Here is a 26,009-nt window from a genome sequence, read left to right on the forward strand (position 1 = left end):
GCCGGCCTCGTCCGGACCCGCCCGTGATCGACCCCGCGAGCGCCCCCGTCATCGACCCCGCGAGCGGCACCGTCAGGCGCGGCGCCCCTGCCAGATCCAGCCGCGACCCCGCACGCGCTCCTGCTCGTCGAGCAGCCGGTGCGCGACCGGGGCCCAGAGGACGACCGCGACCCCGGCACCGATCAGCAGTCCGCCGATCGTGTCGGTCAGCCAGTGCGCCCCGAGGTAGGTGCGGCTGAGCAGCATCAGCACCGTGTAGGCCGCGCCTGCGACCCACACCCAGACGCGTCGCAGGATCACCCCGAGCACGACGGCCAGCGTCGCGGCGTTGGACGTGTGGCCCGAGGGGAACGAGCCGTAGTCGCTCACCACGAGGATGTCCTCGGGACGGGCCCGGCCGAACGTGTGCTTGACGACCTGGACCACGCCCGCGCTGAGCGCGCAGGCGGCGATCCAGTAGAGCGCGGCCCAGGGGCGACGGCGCAGCAGGAAGAGCGCGGCGACGCCCAGCGGGACGACGAAGACGCCGACCACGCCCGCGCCGATCGAGTTGAAGATCAACGAGGGGACGTCCCAGAACGGGCTGCGGTGCTCGACCAGTTCGCCCATGAACCGCTCGTCGACGCCGATCACCCCCGCCCGGGCCGTGATCACGACGCCGAGCAGCAGCACGACGCCGATGGCGCCGAGCGCGCTGAACACCCACCAGCGGCGCTGCACGCGGCGGGCCACCCGTTCTTCGGACGGCGAGGCGGGCTTCGGGGCGAGCGGGTCGGTGCGCATCCCCAGACGGTACCGGGAGGCGCGGGTCGGCGACCGGGAGGCGCCGGTCGTCGACGCTCGACGACGGACGACCGGGAGGCGCGGGTCAGCGACCCAGCGCCGGCACCGTCCGCGGGCGCACCAGCAGCCACAGGCTCGCGATGGCCACGCACGAGGTGGCGACCATGACGCTGCCCATCGGCACGGCGGACCCGATGCCGAGGAACCCGACCACCGGCGAGATGAGCCCCGCCAGGCCGAAGTTCAGCGCGCCGAGCAACGACGCCGCCGTCCCTGCCTCCTTGCCGTGGTTGGCGAGCCCGAGCACCTGGACCTGCGGGAACGAGAAGCCGCAGGCCGCGATGAAGAACCACAGCGGCACGAGGATGCCCACGAGCCCGGCACCGAGCGAGTCGAGCACGACGATCGACGCGGCGGCGAGCAGCAGGACGATCGTCGAGCAGGCGAGGATCCACTGCGGCCCGACCCGCCGGGCCAGCCGCGAGCTGATCTGGACGCCGGCGACGATCCCGAGCGAGTTGATCGCGAACAGGTAGCCGTACTGCTGGGCGTTCAGGCCGTAGACCTCCTGGAAGAGGAACGACGAGGCCGAGAGGTACGAGAACAGGCCTGAGAAGACCATCGCCCCGATCAGGGCGACGCCGACGAAGATCCGGTCGCTGAAGAGCACCTTGTAGCGCTGTCCGAGCGTCGTGTGCCCGGCCTCGTGCCGCCGGGCGGGCGGCAGGGTCTCGACGATCAGGAAGATCGCGGCGATGATCACGAACGCGCCGTAGGCCACGAGGAACACGAAGATGCCGCGCCAGCTGGTGAAGGCCAGCAGCTGGGAGCCGATCACGGGCGCGACGATGGGGGCGAGCCCGTTCACCAGGGCGAGACGCGACAGCATGCGCACGAGCGGCAGCCCACCGAACAGGTCGCGCACCGTCGCCATGGCGACGACGCCCCCGGCGGCGGCACCCATGCCCTGCAGCACCCGGAACACGGCGAGCAGCTCGATGGTCGGCGCGCTGGCGGCGCCGATGCTGGCGAGGATGTGCACGGCGGTCGCGACGATCAGCGGCGTGCGACGGCCGACCTTGTCGCTCCACGGCCCGACCAGCAGCTGCCCCACCCCGAAGCCGATCGTCGTCGCCGTCAGCGTCAGCTGGATGACGCCGCTGTCGACGGAGAAGTCCCGGCTGAGTTCGGGGAACGCCGGCAGGTAGAGGTCGATCGTGAACGGCCCGAGCGCGGTGAGCGCGCCGAGCACGACGACGTAGACGAGCCGCTGGCGGCGGGTCAGGGAGTCACCCGGGTGGACGACGGTGGTCACGAGGCAGGTCCTGTCTGGGGGGTCGCGGAGGGGCGGTCACGGAGGGAGGGCACGGGGCGGTCACGGATCGGGGCACGCGAGGAGGCGCGGCCACGACGACGAGGCCGGCTCGCGGCTCGAATCGATGCGACCCGGCCGTCGCGCACGACCACCACGAGATCGGAGGGGGTGGGAGGAGGGAGGGGAACGGCGTCGCTGCACGACACCCGTCGGTTCTCAGCCTAACCCCGCCGTGCACCCCCGCGACAGCCCTTCCGCCTCGGCGGCTCGCGCCGTGCCGTGTCGGCGCGTCGGCCCGGTCTAGGCTCGACCTGGCCTCGGACGCGATCGTCCCGTCCGAGCACCCGAGGAGGAACGTCCATGGTCGACGCGCGCATCGTCCAGACCACGAAGGCACTGCACGCCGCCGTCGTCGAGCTCGCCTCGACCCGGCCCGTGTCGAGCATCTCGGTCGCCGACGTCACCCGGGCCGCGGGGATCAACCGCGCGACGTTCTACAGCCACGCGACCTCGCCCGGCAGCCTGCTCACCGCGGTGCTCACCCCCGAGCTCGACGCCATCCGCGACGAGGACCACGCGCTGCGGCTCGACGGCCGGGCCGACGGCCCCGACGCGACGCGGCGTGCGATGGAGAAGGTCGTCGACCACGTCGTGCGGTACCGCGAGATCTACCGTCTCGCCCTGCCCGACCCGCTCGACGCGTCGATCCACCAGGCGCTGGCCCGCCACTTCGAGGAGTCGAGCGTGCAGCACCTCTCCGGCCTGCCCGCCGGCAGCCTCCCCGAGGGGCTCGCGGTGCACATCGCCGCCGGCCACCTGGCACACGGGCTCGTGGGAGCCGTCGAGGCCTGGCTCGGCGGCAAGCGGACGAGCCGCCGCGCCCTGCTCGACACCATGAACCTCATGCTGCCCACCTGGTGGGGTTGACCCGCAGCGCTCCCCGTTCCGACGGCTCGGCGGGCCGCCCAGCCGCCTAGGAGGCGCGCAGCAGTCCCGGCCCCACGCGCAGCACCCCGTCGGTGAGCGGTTCGCATCGGACTCCCCCGCGGCCCCGGAGCGCGCGGAAGGCCCCCGCGCCGAACACCACGTCCATCCACGCGCACGGGTTCGCCGCCCGGTTCGCGCGGAACGACACCGGGCCGTCGCCCGTGTCGAGGTCGAACTCGCGACCCACGAGGGCGTCGACGTCGATGCCGCGCACGACCACGTTGCGACGCGTCAGGGCGGCGTCGAGCACCGTGCCCTCGGGCAGGCCGAGCTCGCGGGCCAGGTACCCGAGCTGCTCGGCGGCGAAGAGGGTGACCGAGGCCCCGCGGTGCGCCGGGGCGTTGAAGTAGCGGTCGCCCACGATGCCGAGGTGGGCGCGCACGGTGACGGCGTCGTGCGACTCGGGGCCCGTGGTCGGGGCCGGGGCCGGGCCGTCGGCGGGGCGGCCGACGTAGCGGGACCGGGGCGAGGCGAGCAGCGACTCGACGGTGACCGGCGTCGCGGACGCGGCCCGCGCCTCCTGCGCTCGTCGGTCGGTGTCCACGGACGCACGATACCGCCCGCCGACGACGACGGCCGGGCACCCCGTGCGGGGTGCCCGGCCGGTGCCGGTGCTGCCCGAGGGCAGCGGGGGTGCTACTTGGTGAGCGGCTCGAGCGTCGTGTCGTTGGCGTACGCCTCGGCGGCGTTGTCCTTGGTCACGATCTGCGGGGGCAGCAGGTAGGCCGGGACGACCTTGCTGCCGTTGTCGTACGACTCGTCGTCGTTCGTCTCGGCCTTGTCGCCCTTGCTGAGCGAGCTGACCATCGCGACGGCCTGCTTCACGAGGTTGCGGGTGTCCTTGTTGATGGTCGAGTACTGCTCGCCGGCCATGATCGACTTGACCGACTCGACCTCGGAGTCCTGACCGGTGACGGTCGGGATGTCCTTGCCGGCCTGCTTCACCGAGGTGATGATGGCGCGGGCCAGGGTGTCGTTCGGGCTCAGGACGCCGTCGAGCTCCTTGTCACCGTAGGTGCTGGTGAGCAGCGAGTCCATGCGGCGCTGGGCGTTCTCGGGCTTCCAGCCGTCGGTCGCCGTCTGCTTGATGTCGGTCTGGCCCGAGGCGACGACGAGGGTGCCGTCGTCGATCTTCGGCTGCAGGACGCTCATCGCGCCGTCGAAGAAGACCTTCGAGTTGGCGTCGTCCGACGAGCCGGAGAACAGCTCGACGTTGTAGGGGCCGTCGGCCTTCTTCGCGGCCATGCCGTCGAGCAGGGCCTGGCCCTGGAGCTCGCCGACCTTGAAGTTGTCGTACGCGACGTAGTAGTCGACGTCCTCGGTGTTGAGGATCAGGCGGTCGTAGGCGATGACCACGGCGCCGGCGTCGTGGGCGGCCTTGACCTGGGTGCCGAGCTGGCCACCGTCGGCCGCGCCGATGATGATGACCTTCGCGCCCTTGGTGACCATGGACTGGATCTCGTCCTGCTGGTTGGCCACGGTGCCGCTGGCGGCCGCGTACTGCACGTCGGGCTTGAACCCGGCGTCGGTGAGGTCCTTGGTGAACAGGTCGCCGGCGAGGACCCAGTTCTCGCTCGTCTTGGCCGGCAGGGCCACGCCGATGGTCGAGCCGGACTCGAAGCCCGAGGCCGCGTCGCCCGAACCCGCGTCGGTGCGGGCCGAGTTCGAGCAGCCGCTCAGGATCAGCGTCGTTGCTGCGGCGACCGCGAAGGTCGTCAGCGCGAGTTTGCGCATGCTGTGTCTACTTTCTCGTTGTGAGGGGTGATGCCGTGTGGTCGCCCGCGGTGCGGACTCCCGGTGGAGGCGCGCCCGGCCGTCGATGGACGGGCGCGCGGGTGGTGGGTCTAGTTGGGCGTCGTGGCCTTGGGACGCTGCACGTCCGAGATGTCGCCGTTCGGTGTGAGTGCGGGCTCGGTCGTCTCGGCGTCGCGACCGACGCCGTTCTGGGCGCCCGGGGGCAGGTCGGAGGCCGCGATGCCGTTCTTGTCGCGACGCAGGCCCCGGGTGAGGAACCCGGTGATGGAAGGACGACCCTGGCTCTTGTTGTAGACGTCGACCGCGACCGCGATCAGGAGCACGAGGCCCTTGATCATCTGCACCTTGTCGGAGCCGACGCCCATGAGCTGCAGGCCGTTGTTCAGCACGGCGATGACGAAACCACCGACGATCGAGCCGGTCACCGTGCCGATGCCGCCGGCGACGGCGGCGCCACCGATGAAGACCGAGGCGATGGCGTCGAGCTCCCAGTTGAGGCCGTCCTGCGGGCCGGAGGCACCGGCACGGGCGACGTAGATCATGCCGGCCAGGGCGGCGAGCACGGACATGTTCATCATGACGAAGAAGTTGATGCGCTTCGCCTTGACGCCCGAGAGCTCGGCGGCGTGCGAGTTGCCACCCACCGCGTAGATGTGCCGACCGAAGATCGTGTTCTGCGTGACGAAGCCGTAGACCAGGACGAGCACGCCGAGGATGATGCCCGAGATCGGGAACGACGTCCCGACGCGGCCGCCGGCGAAGAGCGTCGCGGCGTAGGCGATGATCGCGACCAGCACGACCAGCTTGACGGCGCTGACCCAGAGGGGAGCCCGCTCGGAGCCCATCTTCTGCTGGATGCGACGCAGGCGGAACTCGTTGTAGACCACGGCGACGATGATGACGAGGCCGAGCAGCAGGGTCGCGTTGTTGTAGCCGGTGTTCGGACCGAACTCGGGGAGGTAACCCGCGCCGATGACCGTGAAGCCCTCGGGGACCGGGATGGTGTCGGCGTTGCCGACGAACTGGTTGGCACCGCGGAAGAGCAGCATGCCGGCCAGCGTCACGATGAAGGCGGGGACGCCGACGTAGGCGACCCAGAAGCCCTGCCAGGCGCCGATGACCACGCCGACCACGAGGCCGAGCAGGATCGCGGCACCCCACGGAAGACCCCAGCTGTCCATCGCCTTGGCGACGACGATGCCGCTGAAGGCGGCGACCGAACCGACCGAGAGGTCGATGTGGCCGGCCACGATGACCATCACCATGCCGATGGCGAGGATCAGGATGTACGAGTACTGGCTGACCAGGGCGATGAGGTTCGTGGGCTGCAGGGTGAGCCCGTCGGTCAGCACCTGGAAGATCAGGATGGCCACGACGAGCGTCGCGATCATGCCGAACTGGCGCGCGTTCGACGTGTTGCCGCCGAACACCTTCTTCAGGTCTTTGATGCCACTCATGCGGCTTGCTCCTTCTTCTTCGAGGTCATGGTTCGCATGAGCGTCTCGGCGTCGGCCTCGGAGGCCTCGATCTCGTTCGTGACGGAACCCTCGAAGATCGTGTAGATGCGATCGGAGAGCCCCAGCAGCTCGGGCAGTTCGGACGAGATGACGATCACGCCTTTGCCCTGGGCCGCGAGCTGGTTGATGATGTTGTAGATCTCGAACTTGGCGCCCACGTCGATGCCTCGCGTGGGCTCGTCGAGGATGAGCAGGTCGGGGTCGGTGAACATCCACTTCGCCAGGACGACCTTCTGCTGGTTGCCGCCGGAGAGCTTGGCGACCCCCTCGTCGACCGTGGGGGTCTTGACGCGCAGGCTCTTGCGGTAGTCCTCGGCGATCGAGTGCTCTTCGTAGGTGTTGACCACGGAGGCCTTCGAGATCTTGGTGAGCTTGGCCGCGACCGTCGAGCGCTTGATGTCGTCGAGCAGGTTGAGCCCCAGCACCTTCCGGTCTTCGGAGACGTAGGCCAGGCCGTTGTCGATCGCGTCCGAGACGTTCTTGATCTCGATCTTCCGGCCGTCCTTGACGATCTCGCCCGAGACGAACTGACCGTACGAGCGACCGAAGATGCTCATCGCGAGTTCGGTGCGACCGGCGCCCATCAGGCCGGCCAGGCCGACGATCTCGCCCTTGCGCACGGTGATGGACGATCCCTTGCAGACGAAGCGTTCGGCCGTCTGCGGGTGGCGCACCCACCAGTCCTTGACCTCGAAGAAGACCTCGCCGATCTTCGGGGTGCGGTCGGGGAAACGGCTGGCCAGGTTGCGGCCGACCATGCCGCGGATGATGCGGTCCTCGTTGACGCCGTCCTCTTTCACGTCGAGCGTCTCGATGGTCTTGCCGTCACGGATGATCGTGATGGAGTCGGCGATGGCCTCGATCTCGTTGAGCTTGTGGCTGATCATGATCGACGAGATGCCCCGACCCTTGAGGCCGCGGATGAGGTCGAGCAGGTGCTGCGAGTCGGCCTCGTTGAGGGCCGCGGTCGGCTCGTCGAGGATCAGCAGCTTGACGTTCTTGTTCAGCGCCTTGGCGATCTCGACGAGCTGCTGCTTGCCGACGCCGAGGTTCTTGATGGCGGTGTCGGGGTCGTCCTTGAGGCCGACGCGGGCGAGCAGGTCGATGGCCTTCGTCTTCGCCGCGCGCCAGTCGATGGCCCCGAAGCGGGTCGGCTCGTTCCCGAGGAAGATGTTCTCGGTGATCGAGAGCTCGGGGATCAGCGCCAACTCCTGGTGGATGATGACGATGCCCTGCGACTCGCTCGAGCGGATGTCGCGGAAGCGCATCTCGGCACCCTGGTAGACGATGTCGCCCGTGTAGGTGCCGAACGGGTAGACACCCGAGAGGACCTTCATCAGCGTCGACTTGCCGGCGCCGTTCTCGCCGCAGATCGCGTGCACCTCACCGGCGCGGACCTGCATCGACACGTCGTCGAGCGCCTTGACGCCCGGGAACTCCTTCGTGATGGAGCGCATCTCGAGGATGACGGGAGAGTCAACGCCCATGCGGGGCACCCCCGGGGATGTGGCTGCTCGCGAGCTGTTCGCTCTGCGTCACGGCACTGGGCACGTCGTCCTCGACCTTCGACCTCGTCGTCGTCCGCCGGTGATGTGCACCGACGGGCATCCTGTGATTCGTCGCCGCCGTGCCGGGCCGTCCGTCGAGCCTGCCGAAGGGGCCGGACCCGCCGAATGTGACCGTTCACACTGCGACTGGAGCAAAGCTAATCCCGAGAGGGGGTGCTGTCAAATGCCGATGCCGATCCGTTATCGAACGCGGGCCGACCGACGCGCGCCGCGCCTCCTGACGGTCGTCCCGCCGTGCGGTGACGGGCCGTCAGAGGAACCAGGGGCGCGAGGTCGACCCGCGCACCACCAGTTCCGGAGGGATCAGGGTGCGGTCGACGACCGTGCCGCCCTCGAGCTCGGCCACGACGAGTTCGACGGCGCGTCGGCCGATCAGGGCGAAGTCCTGACGCACGGTCGTGAGCGGCGGCCACAGGTGCGGCGCGGTCGGCGAGTCGTCGAAGCCTACGACGCTGACCTCGCGGGGCACGTCGACGTCGGCCTCGCGGAAGGCGTGCAGCAGGCCCACGGCCATCAGGTCGTTGGCCGAGAACACGGCGGTGAAGTCGCGGCGGCGCAGCAGTTCCTGCCCGGCCGTGTAGCCGAAGTCGGCGGTCAGGTCGCCGAGGATGGGCGGCTCGATCGACAACTCGGCCTCGCCCATCTCGAAGAGGAAGCCCTGCATCCGCTCGTCGGCCTCGATCCAGTCCTGGGGTCCGGCGACGTGCACGATGTGCCGGTGGCCGAGGTCGATCAGGTGCCGGGTCGCGAGGCGCGCCCCTTCGAACTGGTCGACCGAGAGGCTGTGCGCCCGGGCCCGCTGCGTCGAGTCGAGCGCGACGATGGGGACGTCGAGGTCGAGCTCGTCGATCACGTCGAAGAACTTGCGTTGCGGGGCGATGACGATGATCGCCTCGACCGCCTGGTTGGTGAGCAACTGCAGGCTCGCCCGGACGTCGTCCGACACCGTCGTCGTGCTCGCGATGCTCAGCCGGTAGCCGGCCGTCCGGGCCGCGACCTCGATGGCGTTGACGATCGTCTGCGGACCGAAGTGGACGTTCTGCAGGGTGAGCACGCCGATGGCCTTCGACCGGCTGGTGACCAGCGCCCGCGCGGCCTGGTTCGGTCGGTAGCCGATCTCGTCGATGACGTCGAGCACCTTCTGCCGCGTGCTCGGCCGGATGCTGGGACTGTCGTTGAGCACACGCGAGACGGTCTGGTACGAGACCCCTGCGAGAGCGGCCACGTCGCGGATGTTGGGAGCACGCACCTTGTCGATGTCAGGCTTCACCGTCGCTCCGTCGCTCTGTGACCGGGCGATGTGACCGTACACATCGTCGTCCGGAGACCATTATGCATTCCCCGGAGGTCGCCGACGTCCCGGACGGGGGTCACCGCCCCGTCGCGACGCCCGGCGCCGGCACCGGCATCGGCGGAGCGGCGGCACCATCGGCGGGCAGGAGGCGCGGTCACCGTCCCCGGGGCACCGCGCGGCCGCTCAGGGCGAGCGCGAGCACCGCGACGCCCGTGCCGACGGCGAAGCAGGCGACGAAGGCGAGGGGGCTGGACGCGCCGCCGAGCACCCCGAACGCGGCGCCGGTCAAGGCCAGCGCGACGGCCGAACCGGTGGAGTCGGCGATGGTCAACGCCGAACTGTTGAACCCGCGCTCGGACTCGGTCGACAGCGCGAGGACGAGCACCGAGAAGCGGGGGTACATGAACCCCATGCCGAATCCGGCGACGGCCCAGGTCGCGATGAGGAAGGCCGGGGGCAGGTGGAACAGGGGGGTCAGCGCGGCGACCACGACGCCGAGGAGCACGAGGACGATGCCGATGCGGATGCCGTCGCGCTGGGCCACCCGGTCGCCGAGCCTGCCCTGCACCCAGCTCGCGAACGCCCAGCCGAGCGCCCCCAGGGTCAGCGTCACGCCGGAGGCCGAGGCGCTGAAGTCGTATTCGGCCGAGAGCATGTACGGGATGTAGACCTCGCTGCCGAGGAACGCCGCCCCCACGAGACCGCGCAGCAGCACCAGGGTGGGCAGCCCCGGGGCGGCGCGCAGCGTGCCCGGCGGCAACAGGGGCCGGAGCGCCACGGCGAGCACGACCACCGCCACCACGATGACGACGACGGTCAACCAGGTCGGGAACTCGGAGACCAGGTTGAGGGCCAGCACGCCGAAGGCCGCGCCGACCGACCAGAGGATGCGACCGATGCTCCAGGGCACGCGCCGCGCACCCTCGGCCACCTCGGGCGGAGGGACGCGACGCAGGCTCGGCAGGACGGCGAAGAACGCGGGCACGGCGAGGCCGAGCGCACCCAGGAAGACCCAGTGCCAGCCCACCGTCTCGGCCACGACGCCCGCGACGAGTGGCCCGACGAGGCCCGGGACGACCCAGGCCGCGGCGAACCCCGCGAAGATCGACGGGTGCAGGCCCGGCGGGTAGAGCCGGGCGACCATGACGTAGAGCCCGACGATGACCGCGCCGGAGCCGACGCCCTGCACCAGACGGCCGAGCAGCAGCACGACCATGTCGGGCGCGGTGCCGACGACGAGCAGCCCGACGGCGAACAGCAGCATCGAGGCGATGACCACGACGCGCGGCCCGCTGCGGTCGGCCCAGTTGCCCGCCACCACCATGCCGACCAGGCCGGACGCGAGGGGCGCCGCGAAGCTGAGCGAGTAGAGCGCTTCGCCGTCGAGCTCACGGCTGATGATCGGCATGATCGTCGTGACCGCGAGCGACTCGAACGCCGCGATGCCGATGAGGGCGCACATGCCGAGGGTGGCCAGCCGGTACCGACCGCTGAGCACGCCCTCGGGGCGGGTGCTCACGGCGGCGGCGTCGGTCATGTCGTCAGCCTAGGCCGAGCCACCGACGGCACCCCCTCCCCTAGGATCGCCCTCAGGCGGCGAGGGGCGTCGCCTGCGTCTGGGGGTCTGTCTCGTGTCCACTTCTTCTCACCGTGCCGGGTCCGTCCGCGGTCTCGCCCTGACGGTCGCCCTCGGCGTCGTCCTCGGGCTCGGGACGACCACGGTCGCCGTCGCGGCTCCCGTCACCGCCGGTTCGACCTCGTCCCCGACGCTCGCCCAGCAGGACGCGGGTTCCGACCACGAGATGGGGGCATCGGGCGGCACCCGGGACGGGGCCGACGAACGCCTCTCCCGCGCCGCGGCCGTCTCGCCTCCTCGTGGCGTGCCCGGCTTCGACGTCAGCTCGTACCAGCCGTCCCCCGACTTCGCCGCCGCGCGTTCGGCGGGCGCCCGCTTCACGTTCGTCAAGGCCTCCGAGGGCGTGCCCGGCACCTACACGAACGGCAACCCCACCGGCAGCACCAACCGCTACCGTTCCGCCCAGTTCGCCGGCGCGCAGGCGGCGGGGCTGACGGCCGGTTTCTACCACTACGCGTTGCCCTTCTACTCGTCCGGGGCACCGCAGGCGCAGTTCTTCCTCGACAACGCCACGGCCTGGAGACCCGGCATGCTGCCCCCGGTGCTCGACGTCGAGGTGTCGACCAACCCGACCAAGCAGGGTGGACGCTGCTGGGGGCTGTCGCAGTCCGAGATGGTCACCTGGATCCAGTCGTGGATCGGCACCGTCGTCGCCCAGCAGGGCGTCCAGCCGCTGATCTACACCAACCAGGACTTCTGGAGTTCGTGCACGGGCAACAGCTCGGCGTTCCCGAAGGACCGCCTCTTCGTCGCGTACTACCCCACGGCGACCACGAACACCCCGGTCACCCCGCCGACCTCGTCCTTCGCGACCTGGACGTTCTGGCAGTGGTCCCAGACCGAGGACTCGCCCTACCCCGGTGACCAGGACGTGTTCAACGGCACCGAGGCCGACCTCGCGGCCCTCACCCGCCCGACCACCCCGGCCGTGGGCCGTCTCTCGGGAGCCGACGCCTTCGCCACCGCGGCGACCATCGCCGCCAGTGCGTTCACCCCGCCGGTCGTCGTGGACGGCAACGCCCCGACCAAGGCCTCGATCCCCCTGGTCTACGTCGCGTCCCGCAGCACCTACCCCGACGCCCTCGCCGGGGGCGCGGCCGCCGGCTACCGGGGCGCCCCGGTCCTCCTGACCTACCCCGACACCCTGCCCGACGCGACCCGCGCCCAACTCGCCGAGCTCCGCCCGCAACGCGTCGTCGTCCTGGGCGGGGTGGCCGCGGTCTCCGACACGGTCCGCCAGCAGCTCTCCCAGATCGCGACGACCGGCGCCGCCGGTGTCACCCGCGTCTCGGGTGCGGATCGTTTCGACACGTCTGCGACGATCTCGAGCACGACCTTCCCGAAGGGTCGGGGCGGGACGGCCTACGTCGCGACCGGCCTGGACTTCCCCGACGCCCTCTCGGGCGCAGCCCTGGCCGGCGGCCCCGACAAGGGCCCGATGCTGCTCACGCGGCCCGACGCCCTGCCGCAGACGGTCTCGGCCGAGCTCACCCGGCTGGCCCCTGCACGCATCGTCGTGCTCGGCGGGGTCAACGCGGTGGGAGAATCGGTCATCGCCCAGCTCCGGGCCGTCGCGCCCACGTCGCGGCTCTCGGGTGCCGACCGTTTCGACACCTCGGCCGTCATCGCCGCCGCCGGCTACCCCGCCGGTTCCGACGTGGCGTTCGTCTCGACGGGTGTGAACTTCCCCGACGCGCTCGCCGGAGCACCGACCGCGGGCCGGCTGGGCGGTCCCGTCCTGCTCACGCGGCCCGACGCGCTGCCCGTCAGCGTGCGCACCGCCCTGACGAAGCTCGGCGCCGACGGCCTGGTCGTGCTGGGTGGCCCCAACGCCGTCAGCCCGGCGGTCGAGGCCGGGCTCTGACCGGGGCCCGTCCCTGACGGACGCGCTCGACGTGGCCACGTGACGGAGGCGCGGTGCGGGACCACCCGCACCGCGCCTCCGTCGTCCCTCGCGAGGGCGCCTACGCGTCGAGGCGGGCGAGCGCCTGCGTGACGTCGCCGAGCAGGTCGTCGACGTCCTCGATGCCGACCGACAGCCGCACGATAGAGTCGGGCACCTCGAGCTCGGTGCCGCGCACCGAGGCGTGGGTCATCTCGCTCGGGTAGCCGATGAGCGACTCGACGCCGCCGAGCGACTCGGCCAGCTGGAACAGCTCGGTCGACTCGGCGAACCGTCGGGCCGCGGCCGCACCCGCGCTCAGCTGCACCGAGAGCATGCCGCCGAACGCCCGCATCTGCCGGGCGGCGAGTTCGTGGCCCGGGTGGGACTCGAGCCCCGGGTAGTAGACGCGCTCGACCGCCGCGTGCCCCTCGAGGGCCCGGGCGATGGCGAGGGCGTTCGACGAGTGGCGGTCGACGCGCACGCCGAGCGTCTTGATGCCGCGCACCGTGAGCCACGCCTCCATCGGCGCCGACACGGCACCGACGCCGAACTGCACGAAGCCGACCTTCGCGGCGAGCTCGTCGTCGCGCACGACCACCGCGCCGCCCACGACGTCCGAGTGACCGCCGATGTACTTCGTCGTCGAGTGGACGACCGCGTCGGCCCCCAGGGCGAGGGGCTGCTGCAGGTACGGCGACGCGAACGTGTTGTCGACGACGACGACGGCCCCGGCCGCGTGTCCGATCTCGGCGAGCGCCGCGATGTCGCTGATCTTCATCAGCGGGTTGCTCGGGGTCTCGACCCAGAGCACGGCCGTCGGGGCGGCCTGGACCGCGGCACGCACGGCGTCGAGGTCGCTCATCTCGACGGTGTCGAGCGTGACGCCCCAGGGCACCCACACCCGGTTGACGAGGCGGTGCGTGCCGCCGTAGACGTCGTTGCCCATGACGATGCGCGTGCCGGGTGCCAGGACCGAACGCAGCAGCGCGTCCTCGGCCGACAGCCCCGAGGCGAAGCTGAACGCGGCGCTGCCGCCCTCGAGGTCGGCGAGCAGGGTCTGCAGCGAGTCGCGCGTCGGGTTCGCCGACCGCGCGTACTCGTAGCCGCCACGGAACCCGCCGATGCCGTCCTGGACGAACGTCGACGACTGGTAGATCGGGGGGACGACGGCACCGGTGGTGGGGTCGAAGTCCTGGCCGGCGTGGATCGCCCTGGTCGAGAAGCCGTGGGTCATGAGGATGTCCTTTCGAGGGGGACGGGTGGTGCAGACGGAGGGGGACGAGGAGGCGCGGGCCGGGCCGCCGGGTGACGGTGCCGCCCCGGCCGCTCAGGAGGACAGGAAGGAGAGGACGTCCTGGCGGGTGACGACGCCGACCGGGCGGCCGTCGTCGGTGACGAGCAGGGCGTCGACGGACTCGAGCGCGGATCGGGCCGCCGAGACGGGTTCGTTCACGCCGATCAGGGGCAGGGGGTCGCCGAGGTACGCCGAGACGGCGTCGCCCATGGTCGCGCCGCCGCGGAAGATGGCCTCGAGCAACGCCTTCTCCTCGATGGCGCCGACGACCTCGCCGATTACGACCGGGGGCTCGGCCGAGAGCACGGGCATCTGCGAGACGCCGTAGGTCTTCATGATGCCGATCACGTCGTGGACGGTGTCGGACGGGTGGGCGTGGACGAGGTCGGGCAGCTGCCCGGTCTTCGAGGCGACGAGGTCGCGGACCGACCGCTCGTCGTGGCTGACTCCGAAGCCGTACGAGCGCATCCACGCGTCGTTGAAGATCTTGCCGAGGTAGCCGCGCCCGCCGTCGGGCAGCAGGGCGACGACGACGTCGTCGGGGCCGAGCTCGCGGGCCACGTCGAGGGCGGCCGCGACGGCCAGGCCGGACGAGCCTCCGACCAGCAGTCCCTCCTCGCGGGCGAGGCGCCGGGTCAGCTCGAACGAACGGGCGTCGTCCGCCGCGATGATGCGGTCGACGACCGAGGGGTCGTAGGCGGCAGGCCAGAAGTCCTCGCCGACGCCCTCGAGCAGGTAGGGGCGGCCGGTGCCCCCGCTGTAGACGCTGCCCTCGGGATCGGCGCCGACGACCTGCACCGCGCCTCCGGACACCTCTTTGAGGTAGCGGCCGGTGCCGCTGATGGTGCCGCCGGTGCCCACGCCCGCGACGAAGTGCGTGATGCGGCCGTCGGTGTCGCGCCAGATCTCGGGGCCCGTCGTCTCGTAGTGGCTGAGCGGCCCGTTGGGGTTGGCGTACTGGTTCGGCTTGAACGCCCCGGGGATCTCGCGCGCCAGGCGGTCGGAGACGCTGTAGTACGACTCGGGGCTGGTCGGCTCGACGGCGGTCGGCGTGACGACGATCTCGGCGCCGTAGGCCTTGAGGACGTTGCGCTTGTCCTCGCCGACCTTGTCGGGCAGGACGAAGACGCAGCGGTAGCCGCGCTGCTGGGCGACGAGGGCGAGGCCCACGCCGGTGTTGCCGCTGGTCGGCTCGACGATGGTGCCCCCGGGCCCGAGCAGGCCGTCGCGCTCGGCCGCGTCGATGATGCGCGTCGCGATGCGGTCCTTCGACGAACCGCCCGGGTTGACGTACTCGACCTTGACGAGCACGGTCGCCGTGATGCCCTCGGTCACCTTGTTCAGCTTGACGAGCGGCGTGTCACCGATCAGGTCGAGGACGGTCTCGGCGTACTTCACGGGTGCTCCGGTTCTCGCGGGGCCCTCGTGGGGCGCGCGCAGGTCGACGACTCGGGTGGTCGGGTCGGTCGGGGCGTCCCCGCCGGACCCGTTCGTCGAGTCTAATGACGGGGTCGTGGCGTGTGACGGAGGGTCGGCGGGCCCGACCGGCTGGCACGCGCCTCCCAGGCAGTCGTGAGAGAAAATGGGTGACGCATCCACGATCGGGTGCGTCCCGACCACCTCCCCGACCCCAGAGGACCCCCGTGGCCAGCAGCGACAAGCCGACCGACAAGCCCACCGTCAAGCAGCAGCGAGACGCCCGGCGTCACGAGAAGGTGGCCGAGCTCAAGCGGCAACAGGCCCGGGCGAAGCGCAACCGCACCATCGGCATCGTCACCGCCTCGGTCGCGGGCGCGGCGGCCATCGCGCTGGTCGTCACCTTCGTCGTGACGAGCGGCCAGCCGCGGCAGGACCCCCAGGCCATCGAGATCGACGGCGTGAAGACCTACTCCGACCTCACCGCGAACCACGTCGGCGGCAGCGTCGACTACGCGATGACCCCTCCCGCGGGCGGCGACCACAACCAGATCTGGCTGAACTGCGGCGTCTACACCGAGCCCGTGCCGAACGAGAACGCCGTCCACGACCTCGAGCACGGCGCCGTCTGGTTCACCTACGACCCCGAGCAGGTCAGTGAGGGCGAGATCGAGGCGCTGCGCGACTTCGCCCCCGACACGTACGCGGTCGTCTCGCCCTACGAGGGCCTCGACTCCCCCATGTACGTCTCGGCCTGGGGCGCCCAGTTGCCCTTCGCGAACGTGACCGACGACGAGGCCACCGTGTCCGACTTCGTCACCAAGTACTGGAAGTCCACGAACGCCCCCGAGCCCGGTGCGCCCTGCAGCGGCGGCGTGGACGGCACCGGCAAGATCGCGTGACGGCACCGGGGCACGACGACGACGCGACCGACGGGGCGGGGCTGCACCGCGCCTCCTCGGGTCGTCGGCTGAGGCTGGTGATCGCGGGGGTCCTGACCGTGGCGATCGTGCTGCTGGTCGGCGTCGCGCTCGGGCGGCTCAGCTCGCCCACCCCCGTCACGCCCGGCACGGACAGCGTCGAGGCGGGGTTCTCGCGCGACATGCAGGTGCACCACGAGCAGGCCGTGCAGATGGCGATGATGGTCCGCGACCGGACCGACGACCCCGCGGTCCGCTCGTTGGCCTACGACATGGCCCTCACGCAGTCGCAGCAGGCCGGTCAGATGTACGCCTGGCTCGAGCTGTGGCGCCTGCCGCAGGCGCCCTCCGAGCCGACCATGACCTGGATGACCCGTCCGACCCTCGACGGGGACTACGGCAGCCACCACATGACCGACGACGGAGGCGCGGGCGGCTCGGCCACGCCCGTCGCCACCCACGAACCCGGCGGCCGCATGCCGGGGCTGGCGACCGACGAGCAACTGGCGGCACTGGCCTCGGCGAACGGCGTCGAGGCCGAGCGGATCTTCCTGACCCTGATGATCGCGCACCACGAGGGCGGCATCGAGATGGCCGACGCCGTCCTGGCGCGCAGCGAGGTGCCGCAGGTGCGGGCCTTCGCCTCGGGCATGCTGCAGACGCAGCAGAGCGAGGTCGACGCCATGCAGGCGATGCTCGTCGAGCGCGGCTGACAGGACACCGCAGCGCTACGACGACACCTGCTGCCCGTACAGCTCGGCGTACACCCCGCCCAGGGCCAGCAGCTCGTCGTGCGTCCCCCGCTCGACGACGCGACCGGCCACCACGACGAACACGACGTCGGCGTCGCGCACGGTCGAGAGCCGGTGCGCGATGGCGATCGTCGTCCGGCCACGGGTCGCCGTGTCGAGGGCCTCTTGCACCACGCGCTCGGACACCGTGTCGAGGGCGCTCGTCGCCTCGTCGAGGACCATGACGGCGGGGTCCTTCAACAGGACGCGAGCGATGGCGATGCGTTGTTTCTCACCGCCCGAGAGCCGATAACCCCGCTCGCCCACGATCGTGTCGTAACCGTCGGGGAACGACGCGATCGTCTCGTGGATGTTCGCCTGCCGGGCTGCGTCGACCAGCTGTTCGTCGGTCGCGTCGGGTCGCGCGTACCGGAGGTTGTCGCCGATGCTGGCGTGGAAGAGGTAGGTCTCTTGGCTGACGATGCCGATGTTGCCGACCAGCGATTCTTGGTCGAGGCGCCGGACGTCGGTGCCGGCGAAGCGCACCGCTCCGCCGGACGCCTCGTAGAACCGCGGGATCAGGTACGAGACGGTCGTCTTGCCCGCACCGCTCGGGCCGACGAAGGCGGCGAACTGACCCGGTGCGATGTCGAACGAGACGCCGTCGAGGGTCTTCTGCCCGGGCTCGGCGTCGGGGTACGAGAACGAGACGTCGTCGAACTCGACCCGCCCGAGCTGCGTCTCGTCGACCGGCTCGGCCGAGGGGTCGTTCGTGATCGCCGGGTGGAGGTCGAGGTACTCGAAGATGCGGGCGAACAGCGCTCCGGAGGTCTGCAGGTCGAGGGCCACCCGCAGCAGCCCCATGAGCGGGAAGGTCAAGCGGGCCTGCACCGTGGTGAAGGCCACGATCGTGCCCGCCGTCACGGGCACGTCACGGAGGATCAGCCAGGCCGCGACCAGGTAGATGAGGGCGGGGATGACCGAGAGGAAGATCTGGACGACGGCGAAGAACCACTGCCCGCTCATCTGCTGACGCACCTGCAACCCGATCTGGGTGCGGTTCTCGGCCGAGTAGCGCTCGACCTCGGCGCGCTGCTGGTTGAAGCTCTTCGCCAACAGGATGCCGCTGACGCTCAGCGCCTCCTGCGTGATGGCGGTCATGTCGCTGAGCGACTCCTGCGTCTTGGTGGCGATGCGGGCGCGCACCTGGCCCACCCGTCGCTGGGCCACCACCAGCAGCGGCAGCAGGACGACCGTGACGACGGTCATCTGCCAGCTGAGCACGAGCATGGACACGAAGGCCGCGATGACCGTGACCGTGTTGCCGAGGACGCTCGAGATGGTGTTGCTCAGCACGTTCGCGACGCCGCCGACGTCGTTCTGCAGGCGCGACTGGATGACCCCGGTCTTGGTGCGGGTGAAGAACGCGAGCTCCATGCGCTGAAGGTGCCCGAAGAGGCGGATGCGCAACGCACCCATCACCTTGTTGCCGACCGTGGCGGTCAGGTACGTCTGCCAGACGCCGATGCCGGCGGACAGCACCCAGAGTCCCACCATGGCGCCCACGAGTTCGAGCAGCACGGGCACGTCGGGACCGCCCTGGGGGAACAACCCCCGGTCGAACGCCTGCTTGGTGAGCAGCGGTGGAGCCACGCTGACGGCGGCCCCGATCAGGACGAGCACGACGGTGACGACGAGGGCTCGCCGGTGCGGGGCGAACAGGCCGCGGATGCGACGGAACAGGTCGGGGATGCGCGGCGCGGTGGCGTTCGCCGCACGCTGGGCCTCGGCGTCGCCGCTCGAGACCCGGCCGGACCCGCCCGGTCGGCCTCCGCCCCGGGGACCGCCTGCGGGGGCGTGCATCGAACTCATGCGGTCAGCGTAGGCCCGACCCCCGTCACGAGTGGCCCACCGTCGGACGCCGACGCCGCGACACGCCGTAGAACGACCGTTCGTCCCCCAGTTGTGGGCGCAATGCCCGACAGACCATACGGCGTAATGAACACTCAGTTTAGTATGGCGGTGTCGGTGCACCTGACCAGGCTCCGGCAGCCGCGTTCTCCCTACCCGACGGGCGAGCCTCCCGAAGCGGCCGAGCTAGGACCATCGTGAACACGTCGAACCCCACGGCCGTCGAACCGCCGAGTGCCGAACTGCAGCCCGCCGACCACCGGGCCGCTCTCGATGCCATCGAGCAGGGCTGGACCCAGATCGCCCCCTTGCAGGGAGCGCGTCTGCGCGAGGCCATCCGCTCGACGCCCGAAGAGGAATGGCGCGGCCGACCCCGCATCCTGCTCGCCCTGGCGGCGAGCCACCGCTCGGTCGGCTCCCGCTCGCGCAGTGCGGCCCTGCCCTGGTTCCGCGGCGTCGCCAAGGCGCTCGACGCCGACCCCGACCTGCCGCTCGACATCCGGGCGGGCTACCACGTGCACCTCGGGGCGTCGCTGCGCACCCTCGGCAACTTCGTCGTGGCCCACGAGCACCTCGAGGTCGCCCGGACCCTCATCGAGAACGACCTCGCCGAGTCGATCAGCGTGCGCATCTCGCTCAGCGCCTCCTTCTCGTTGCAACTCGGCCTCATCCGGCTGCACTACGGCGAGATCGACCAGGCCCGCTTCGCCCTGAGCCTCGCGAACGGTCTCGGCGAGGACCACCTCAGCACCGCCGAGCGGGTCGAGTGCCTCTCGGCGCTCGCCTTCGTCGCGATGCTGATCGGCGACTTCGACCTCGCCGACCGCCACGTCGACCTCGCCCGCGAGCTCGCCGACGGCACCGACCTGCTGGGGAGCTCGTTCGGGGCCCTCACCCAGATCACGCGCGTGCACCTCGCCCTCGAACGCGGCGAGGCCGTGAGCGGCCACGAGGGCCTGCTCGCCGACGTGCGGCAGGCGTCGCGCGGCAGCGACTGGGAGGCGCTCGGCCTCTTCGCCGAAGCGCACGTGCTGCTGTCCGAGGGCCGCTACATCGAGGTGCTCGACCTGCTGGCGCGGATCACCCGCACCATCGACGGGTTCACCGGGCACAGCGCCCTCACCGACTCGGCCACGGTGTTGCGGGCCGAGACCATGCGCCTGCTCGGTCAGCCGCACGAGGCCCGTCGACTCGCGTCGTCGGTGACGTCGTCGCACCACCACATCCGCTGTCCCGGTCGCGTGCTCGCCCTCGTGCACCTCGCCGCCGGTGAACCCGAGGCCGCCCTCGAGGCGCTCGAACCGTGCCTCGCCATCGGCGACCTGCACAGCGAGCGCACGATGGGCCAGGTGCACGCCCTCCAGGCGGCCGCACACCTCGCCCTCGGCGACGCCGCGCGCAGCGACATCGCCTTCGACCAGGCCCTGCTGAGCGCGGGTCACAACGGGTCGATCTGGCTCTTCGCCACCCTGCCGGAGGACGTCCTCGACCACCTCGTGCAGCGCGCCGTCGGCCGTCGTCAGCCGGCCGCCATCGTCGGGGTGCTCGACCGCCTGCGCGGGACCACGGCCGACGTCGTGCCGCAGCTCGCCGAGCCGCTGAGCGACCGCGAGCTCGTGATCGTCCGCCACCTGGCCACCGGTCAGACCCTCGGCCAGATCGGCAGCCAGCTGTTCATCTCGGTCAACACCGTCAAGAGCCACGTCCGCAGCATCTACCGCAAGCTGCAGGCGTCGTCGCGGCGCGAGGCGATGACCCGCGTCAAGCAGCTCGGCCTCGACCTCGACGACTAGGGACGAGGAGGCGCGGTGCCGGCCGTGGGGTAACCTCTCGCGGTGCCCCACGAGTCCCGCGTCACGTCCCGTCCGTCCCTCCTCGCCCAGCTGAGGGCGCGCAAACCCCTCGAGGCCTACGTCGCCGAGAGCGCGGCATCCGCCGACGGCGGCCCCCGTCTGCGACGCACCCTGGGCGTCTGGCACCTCACGGCGATCAGCATCGGGGCGACCCTCGGCACGGGCATCCTGGTCGTGCTGGGCACCGCCGTCCCGCTGGCCGGCCCCGCCGTCTGGATCTCGTTCGTGCTCGCGGGCGTCGCGGCCCTGCTGTCGGCCCTGTCGTACGCCGAGATGGCGGGCAGCGTGCCCGTGTCGGGGTCGAGCTACTCGTACGCGTACGCGACGCTCGGCGAGGGCATCGCGTGGGTCTGCGGGTGGTGCCTCGTGCTCGAGTACGCCGTCTCGGTCGCGGCCGTCGCCGTCGGGGCGGGGCAGTACGTGAACGAGGCCCTCGACGTGTTCGGGCTCGCCCTGCCGGCCGCGATCGCCGAGCCCCCGGGCGCCGGCGGCGTCCTCAACCTGCCCGCCGCGGTCCTCGTCCTGCTCGCCACCCTCGTGCTCGTTCCCGGCGCCCGGGAGAGCGCCTGGGTCAACACCCTGCTCGTCGTCGTCAAGGTGGCGCTCCTCGTGTTCTTCGTCGCCGTCGCCTTCACGGCCTTCCGCGCCGGGAACTTCGAGCCGCTGGCGCCGATGGGCGCGGCCGGCGTCTCGGCGGCGGCCTCGCGCCTGTTCTTCTCGTACATCGGCTTCGACGCGGCGTCCACGGCCGGTGAAGAGGCCCGCGACGCGAAGCGCGACCTGCCGCGCGCCATCATCGCCTCGATCGTGATCATCACGGTGCTCTACATCCTCGTGGCCGTCGCCGCGATCGGCGCGCGCCCGTGGACGACCTTCACCGACGGCGAGGCGACCCTCGTCACGATCGTCGCCGACATCACGGGGCAGCCGTGGGTCGCGTTCCTCTTCGCCGTGACCGCCGTGGCGGCGATCGCGAGCGTCGTGTTGACGGTGCTCTACGGTCAGACGCGCATCTTCGTCTCGATGGCCCGCGACGGGCTCGTGCCCCGCGTCCTCGGCCGCGTCTCGGCGCGCACGCAGACGCCCGTCGCCGGCACCCTGATCGTCGGCGGAGCCGTGGCCGTCGCGGCGGCGGTGATCCCCCTGGGCGCCCTGGCCGACGCGACGAGCATCGGCACGCTCTTCGCCTTCGCCCTGGTCAACGTGTCGGTCATCTGGCTGCGCCGCAACCGCCCGGAGCTCGACCGCACCTACAAGGTGCCGCTCTACCCGCTGACCCCGGTCCTCGGCTGTGCCTTCTGCGTGCTGCTCATGGTGACCCTCGGGTGGGTCACCTGGGCGGCCTTCGCCGTCTGGATGGTCGTGGGCACCGCGGTGTACCTCGGGTACGGCCGCCGACACTCGGTCCTGGCCCGCGCCTCCTGACCCGGCCGTCCGTGTGGTCGGCGCGCCCCACCGGAAACGCCGAAAGGCGCCACCCCGAGGGGTGGCGCCTTCCGTGTGGTGCTGAGCAGACGTGCCGCTCAAGCGCAGAGGGCCGCGAGGGCCCGCCGACTACTTGAGGGTGATCGTCGCGCCGGCGGCCTCGAGCTGAGCCTTGGCCTTCTCGGCGGCGTCCTTCGTGGCACCCTCGAGGACGGTGCTGGGAGCACCGTCGACGACGGCCTTGGCCTCGCCGAGACCGAGGCTCGTGAGCGCGCGGACCTCTTTGATGACCTGGATCTTCTTGTCGCCGGCAGCCTCGAGGACGACGTCGAAAGCGGTCTGCTCTTCGACCTCTTCAGCGGCGGCGGCGGGGCCGGCGGCACCGGCAGCGGCCACGGGGGCAGCAGCGGTGACCTCGAAGACCTCTTCGAACTTCTTCACGAAGTCGCTGAGCTCGATGAGCGTGAGCTCCTTGAAGGCCTCGATCAGTTCGTCCTGCGTGAGCTTCGCCATGGTGTTCTCCTTATGGGTTTTCTAAAGTGTGGGTTGGTACGACAGCTGTTTAGCTGTCGGCTTCCTGCTTGGCACGCAGCGCCTCGACCGTGCGAACGGCCTGGGACAGCGGTGCCTGGAACAGGTAGGCAGCACCGAACAGCGAAGCCTTGAAGGCGCCGGCCAGTTTGCCCAGCAGCACCTCTCGGGACTCGAGATCGGCGAGCTGCTTGACCTCGTCTGCCGTGAGCGGGTTACCGTCGAAGTAACCGTTCTTCACGATCAGAGCGGGGTGTGCCTTGGCGAAGTCACGCAGGCTCTTGGCGACGGCGACGGGGTCACCGTGCACGAAGGCGATCGCAGACGGTCCGACGAGTTCGTCGTCGAACGAGCTGATTCCGGCGTTGTTGGCCGCGATCTTGCTGAGCGTGTTCTTCACCACGGCGTACGTCGCGTCTGCACTGATGGACTTGCGGAGCTCTTTCAGCTCGGCAACAGTGAGACCGCGGTACTCGGTGAGCAGGACGGCGGTCGAGTCACGGAAGTTGTCCGTGAGCTCGGCGACCGATGCTTCCTTGTTCGCCATGGCTCTCCTAAAACGTGGGTGTGCCGGCAGCCCCCGGGAACTCGACTCGGCCGCGCCGAGACCGGCGCCGCACCAATGAAAAAAGCTCCGGCGCAAGCGCACGGAGCTGGATCTCTTCGAGAAGAGGAACGACTTCACACACCTGCGCTGGTCGCTCTCTCTCGAGAACCTTCGGCACCCGTCTGCGAGCAGACGACTACAACCGGCGGTCTTGGGCTTCGTACAGAGTAGACGCAGGAGGCGCCCTCACGCAAGTCGCGCCTCCTCGGCTTCGTGGTGGGGTGCGTCCGCGGGCGTCGCGAGCGGCAGGCGGACGGTGAAGGTCGCTCCCCCGGCCGAGCTCGCGACGTCGACGGTGCCGCCGTGGGAGTGGACGACCGCCTGGACGATCGCGAGGCCGAGACCCGTGGAGCCGGCCTTCCGCGACCGCGAGCTGTCGGCGCGGGCGAACCGCTCGAACAGCACGGGCAGCACGGCCGGGTCGATGCCCGGCCCGTCGTCGGCGACCGAGACGACGGCCTCCCCCGACGTGTCGTCGACCGTGAGCGAGACGTGCACGTGGGTGCCGTCGGGCGTGTGGGTGCGCACGTTCGTCAACAGGTTCGCGACGATCTGGTGCAGGCGCATGGCGTCGCCCGACACGGTGACCGGCTCGTCGGGCACGTACACGTCGACGTCGTGCGTGGGTCCGGCCACGTGGGCGTCGTTGACCGTGTCGAGCACGACCCTGGTCAGGTCGACGTCGCCCGTGACGAGGTCGCGACCCTCGTCGAGGCGGGCGAGCAGCAGGAGGTCCTCGACGAGCGAGGTCATCCGCAGCGACTCCGACTCGATGCGGCCCATGGCGTAGACCACGTCGTCGGGCAGTCCGGTGTTCATGCGGCGGGTCAGCTCGGCGTAGCCGCGGACCGACGCGAGCGGAGTGCGCAGCTCGTGCGAGGCGTCGGCCACGAACTGCCGCACCTTGTTCTCGCTCTGCTGACGGGCCTCGAGGGCCCCGGCCACGTGGCCCAGCATGCGGTTGAGCGACGCACCGACGCGGCCGACCTCGGTGCGGGTGTCGGCGTCGGCCTCGTCGACGCGTTCCGCGAGGGCCACCTCGCCGCGGTCGAGCGGCAGTTCGGCGACCCGCAGCGCGGTGTCGGACATGCGCTCGAGCGGGCGGAGGGCGCTCCGCACGACCCCGTAGGCGATCGCGATCGCGACCGCGAGGCCGATGAGGGTCACCGCGAGGATCGTGACCACCATGACCGTGATGGTGCGGTCGACGCTGCTCGTCGGCAGACCGACGACGAGGTACGCCGGCGTGGTGGCGAGGGAGCCCGACGTGGTGGTCGTCTGGTAGCCGACCGCGAGCGACTCCACCCGGTACGACCCCAGCGCCGACCCGAGCGAGACGGACTCGGGCGCGGTCGAGCCGGCGACCGTCGTCACGACCGAGGTCAGGTCGTCGGTCAGGCGCGGCGTGACGACCCGACCCGACTGCTCGACCTGGTACGCCGCCACGACCGTCCCGTTCACGACGACGGCCGTGAAGGTGCCGGGCGACTGCCGCGGGCCCGAGAGGTCGTCGCCGTCGGGCGTCAGGTAGGGCCGGCTCGTCGAGCCCTGCGCGTTCACCATGGGCACGGAGCGGCCCGTCGCCCCCTCGAGCTCGTCGTCGAGCTGACGCATGAGCGACGCCTGGAGCACGAACACGCTGACCGAGCCGATCACGATGGTCAGCAGCACCACGAGCGCGACGATGCTGAGGATCAGGCGGTTGCGCAGCGTGAGCGGCCCGGCGAGACCGGGCGCCCGGCCCACCAGGCCCCGGAGGCGCGAGCCCACCCGGGCGGGCAGGGCATCGCTCACGACGTGGGCTTGATCACGTAACCGACGCCGCGCACGGTGTGGATCATCGGCTCTTCGCCGACGTCGATCTTCTTGCGCAGGTACGAGATGTAGATCTCGACGACGCTGGACTTGCCGCCGAAGTCGTAGCTCCAGACCCGGTCGAGGATCTGCGCCTTGCTCAGCACGCGGCGGGGGTTGCGCATCAGGAAGCGCAGCAGCTCGAACTCGGTCGCGGTCAGCTCGATCTCGCGACCGGCGCGCGTCACCTCGTAGCTCTCCTCGTCGAGCACGAGGTCGCCGACGACGATGCGCGAGTCGCCCGCCTCGCTGATGGCCGAGGCCGACCGGCGGATGAGGCCGCGCAGCCGGGCCACGACCTCTTCGAGCGAGAACGGCTTGGTGACGTAGTCGTCGCCCCCGGCGGTGAGACCCGACACGCGGTCCTCGACGCTGTCCTTCGCGGTGAGGAACAGGATCGGGGTGTCGTCACCGCTCGACCGCAGTCGACCCAGCACCTGGATGCCGTCGATGTCGGGCAGCATCCAGTCGAGCACGATCGCATCGGGCTTGAACTCGCGCGCCGTGGCGAGGGCCGCCTGACCGTCGGAGGCCGCCTTGACGTCCCATCCCTCGTAGCGGAGGGCCATCGAGAGCAGGTCGGTGAGACTGTTCTCGTCGTCGACGACGAGGACTCGGAGGGGCGTTCCGTCGGCACGGGTGAGGCGGGGGGCCGAGGCGGTGGCGGGGGTCGTTGTGGTCACCTCTCCAAGTATCGAGTCGTTTCTATGAACCAACTGTGATGGGT

21 protein-coding genes are annotated in these 26,009 nt (G+C 70.9%); 6 read left to right on the forward strand and 15 right to left on the reverse strand.

What is annotated here, in order from left to right; all coding sequences use genetic code 11:
* Window positions 1-72: 72 nt before the first annotated feature.
* Both QRN23_RS06675 and QRN23_RS06680 read right to left on the reverse strand, forming a co-directional pair.
* Entirely contained in the window at window positions 73-783 is a 711-nt protein-coding gene (locus tag QRN23_RS06675; protein WP_123570502.1) for a phosphatase PAP2 family protein, read from the reverse strand.
* Between the two features lie 85 nt (window positions 784-868).
* A complete protein-coding gene (locus tag QRN23_RS06680) occupies window positions 869-2,098 on the reverse strand; it encodes a multidrug effflux MFS transporter (protein ID WP_056046500.1) in 1,230 nt (409 codons plus the stop codon).
* Window positions 2,099-2,458: 360 nt separating this feature from the next.
* Between QRN23_RS06680 and QRN23_RS06685 the strand changes: the two genes are divergently transcribed.
* Window positions 2,459-3,025 (forward strand): TetR/AcrR family transcriptional regulator, encoded by a 567-nt coding sequence (locus QRN23_RS06685; RefSeq protein ID WP_285062982.1) that lies wholly within the window; start codon window positions 2,459-2,461, stop codon window positions 3,023-3,025.
* 46 nt (window positions 3,026-3,071) lie between these two features.
* On the opposite strand, the gene QRN23_RS06690 is transcribed toward QRN23_RS06685, so the two are convergent.
* The 6 genes from QRN23_RS06690 to QRN23_RS06715 all read right to left on the reverse strand — a co-directional run bounded on the left by QRN23_RS06690 (window position 3,072) and on the right by QRN23_RS06715 (window position 10,756).
* Entirely contained in the window at window positions 3,072-3,629 is a 558-nt protein-coding gene (locus QRN23_RS06690) for an MOSC domain-containing protein (protein ID WP_056046502.1), read from the reverse strand.
* 92 nt (window positions 3,630-3,721) lie between these two features.
* The gene (locus tag QRN23_RS06695; protein WP_056046504.1) at window positions 3,722-4,819 is read right to left on the reverse strand and encodes a substrate-binding domain-containing protein; all 1,098 of its coding nucleotides are present in this window, start codon (window positions 4,817-4,819) and stop codon (window positions 3,722-3,724) included.
* A 110-nt stretch (window positions 4,820-4,929) separates the two neighbouring features.
* Window positions 4,930-6,297 carry a multiple monosaccharide ABC transporter permease gene (gene mmsB, locus QRN23_RS06700; RefSeq protein ID WP_043592911.1) on the reverse strand — a complete coding sequence of 456 codons (1,368 nt, stop codon included), beginning with the start codon at window positions 6,295-6,297 and terminating at the stop codon, window positions 4,930-4,932.
* Window positions 6,294-7,844 carry a multiple monosaccharide ABC transporter ATP-binding protein gene (gene mmsA, locus QRN23_RS06705; protein WP_056046505.1) on the reverse strand — a complete coding sequence of 517 codons (1,551 nt, stop codon included), beginning with the start codon at window positions 7,842-7,844 and terminating at the stop codon, window positions 6,294-6,296. The genes mmsB and mmsA overlap by 4 nt, the downstream gene beginning before the upstream one ends.
* Window positions 7,845-8,175: 331 nt before the next feature.
* Complete coding sequence (locus tag QRN23_RS06710; protein ID WP_233568360.1) at window positions 8,176-9,195, reverse strand: LacI family DNA-binding transcriptional regulator; 1,020 nt, start codon at window positions 9,193-9,195, stop codon at window positions 8,176-8,178.
* Between the two features lie 178 nt (window positions 9,196-9,373).
* Window positions 9,374-10,756, reverse strand: coding sequence for an MFS transporter (locus QRN23_RS06715; RefSeq protein ID WP_285062984.1), 1,383 nt, complete (start codon window positions 10,754-10,756; stop codon window positions 9,374-9,376).
* Window positions 10,757-10,850: 94 nt separating this feature from the next.
* Here QRN23_RS06715 and QRN23_RS06720 point away from each other — a divergent pair, with 94 nt between their 5' ends.
* The gene (locus QRN23_RS06720) at window positions 10,851-12,719 is read left to right on the forward strand and encodes a cell wall-binding repeat-containing protein (protein ID WP_285062986.1); all 1,869 of its coding nucleotides are present in this window, start codon (window positions 10,851-10,853) and stop codon (window positions 12,717-12,719) included.
* Window positions 12,720-12,819: 100 nt separating this feature from the next.
* On the opposite strand, the gene QRN23_RS06725 is transcribed toward QRN23_RS06720, so the two are convergent.
* Both QRN23_RS06725 and QRN23_RS06730 read right to left on the reverse strand, forming a co-directional pair.
* Window positions 12,820-13,974, reverse strand: a complete 1,155-nt coding sequence (locus QRN23_RS06725) for a cystathionine gamma-synthase (RefSeq protein ID WP_056046507.1) — start codon at window positions 13,972-13,974, stop codon at window positions 12,820-12,822.
* Between the two features lie 93 nt (window positions 13,975-14,067).
* Complete coding sequence (locus QRN23_RS06730) at window positions 14,068-15,432, reverse strand: cystathionine beta-synthase (RefSeq protein WP_285062987.1); 1,365 nt, start codon at window positions 15,430-15,432, stop codon at window positions 14,068-14,070.
* 245 nt (window positions 15,433-15,677) lie between these two features.
* Here QRN23_RS06730 and QRN23_RS06735 point away from each other — a divergent pair, with 245 nt between their 5' ends.
* Both QRN23_RS06735 and QRN23_RS06740 read left to right on the forward strand, forming a co-directional pair.
* Window positions 15,678-16,352, forward strand: coding sequence for a thioredoxin-like domain-containing protein (locus QRN23_RS06735; RefSeq protein ID WP_123570507.1), 675 nt, complete (start codon window positions 15,678-15,680; stop codon window positions 16,350-16,352).
* Complete coding sequence (locus QRN23_RS06740; RefSeq protein ID WP_285062988.1) at window positions 16,349-17,083, forward strand: DUF305 domain-containing protein; 735 nt, start codon at window positions 16,349-16,351, stop codon at window positions 17,081-17,083. The genes QRN23_RS06735 and QRN23_RS06740 overlap by 4 nt, the downstream gene beginning before the upstream one ends.
* Window positions 17,084-17,098: 15 nt before the next feature.
* On the opposite strand, the gene QRN23_RS06745 is transcribed toward QRN23_RS06740, so the two are convergent.
* Window positions 17,099-18,973, reverse strand: a complete 1,875-nt coding sequence (locus QRN23_RS06745; protein WP_123570508.1) for an ABC transporter ATP-binding protein — start codon at window positions 18,971-18,973, stop codon at window positions 17,099-17,101.
* Between the two features lie 236 nt (window positions 18,974-19,209).
* On the opposite strand from QRN23_RS06745, the gene QRN23_RS06750 reads away from it, so the two are divergent.
* Window positions 19,210-20,805: a LuxR C-terminal-related transcriptional regulator gene (locus tag QRN23_RS06750; RefSeq protein WP_192124602.1), complete on the forward strand. Its 1,596-nt coding sequence runs from the start codon at window positions 19,210-19,212 to the stop codon at window positions 20,803-20,805.
* A gap of 42 nt (window positions 20,806-20,847) precedes the next feature.
* Window positions 20,848-22,290, forward strand: coding sequence for an APC family permease (locus QRN23_RS06755; protein ID WP_159826117.1), 1,443 nt, complete (start codon window positions 20,848-20,850; stop codon window positions 22,288-22,290).
* A gap of 129 nt (window positions 22,291-22,419) precedes the next feature.
* On the opposite strand, the gene rplL is transcribed toward QRN23_RS06755, so the two are convergent.
* The 4 genes from rplL to QRN23_RS06775 form a co-directional block, all read right to left on the reverse strand.
* Window positions 22,420-22,803 (reverse strand): 50S ribosomal protein L7/L12, encoded by a 384-nt coding sequence (rplL, locus tag QRN23_RS06760; RefSeq protein WP_056046519.1) that lies wholly within the window; start codon window positions 22,801-22,803, stop codon window positions 22,420-22,422.
* A 49-nt stretch (window positions 22,804-22,852) separates the two neighbouring features.
* Window positions 22,853-23,368 (reverse strand): 50S ribosomal protein L10, encoded by a 516-nt coding sequence (gene rplJ / locus QRN23_RS06765; RefSeq protein WP_043592926.1) that lies wholly within the window; start codon window positions 23,366-23,368, stop codon window positions 22,853-22,855.
* A gap of 246 nt (window positions 23,369-23,614) precedes the next feature.
* Window positions 23,615-25,222, reverse strand: coding sequence for a sensor histidine kinase (locus QRN23_RS06770; protein WP_267658747.1), 1,608 nt, complete (start codon window positions 25,220-25,222; stop codon window positions 23,615-23,617).
* Window positions 25,219-25,977, reverse strand: a complete 759-nt coding sequence (locus QRN23_RS06775; protein WP_056046521.1) for a response regulator transcription factor — start codon at window positions 25,975-25,977, stop codon at window positions 25,219-25,221. Before QRN23_RS06775 ends, QRN23_RS06770 begins: the two co-directional genes overlap by 4 nt.
* Between the last annotated feature and the right edge of the window lie 32 nt (window positions 25,978-26,009).

The organism is Frigoribacterium sp. ME-P-080 (assembly GCF_030209595.1).
GTDB lineage: Bacteria > Actinomycetota > Actinomycetes > Actinomycetales > Microbacteriaceae > Frigoribacterium.

Coding starts and splice junctions, on each gene's coding strand:
- QRN23_RS06745 (WP_123570508.1), bottom strand. CDS start 18,973: ATGAGTTCGATGCACGCCCCCGCAGGCGGTCCCCGGGGCGGAGGCCGA.
- QRN23_RS06725 (WP_056046507.1), bottom strand. CDS start 13,974: ATGACCCACGGCTTCTCGACCAGGGCGATCCACGCCGGCCAGGACTTC.
- QRN23_RS06685 (WP_285062982.1), top strand. CDS start 2,459: ATGGTCGACGCGCGCATCGTCCAGACCACGAAGGCACTGCACGCCGCC.
- rplJ (WP_043592926.1), bottom strand. CDS start 23,368: ATGGCGAACAAGGAAGCATCGGTCGCCGAGCTCACGGACAACTTCCGT.
- rplL (WP_056046519.1), bottom strand. CDS start 22,803: ATGGCGAAGCTCACGCAGGACGAACTGATCGAGGCCTTCAAGGAGCTC.
- mmsB (WP_043592911.1), bottom strand. CDS start 6,297: ATGAGTGGCATCAAAGACCTGAAGAAGGTGTTCGGCGGCAACACGTCG.
- mmsA (WP_056046505.1), bottom strand. CDS start 7,844: ATGGGCGTTGACTCTCCCGTCATCCTCGAGATGCGCTCCATCACGAAG.
- QRN23_RS06695 (WP_056046504.1), bottom strand. CDS start 4,819: ATGCGCAAACTCGCGCTGACGACCTTCGCGGTCGCCGCAGCAACGACG.
- QRN23_RS06675 (WP_123570502.1), bottom strand. CDS start 783: ATGCGCACCGACCCGCTCGCCCCGAAGCCCGCCTCGCCGTCCGAAGAA.
- QRN23_RS06715 (WP_285062984.1), bottom strand. CDS start 10,756: ATGACCGACGCCGCCGCCGTGAGCACCCGCCCCGAGGGCGTGCTCAGC.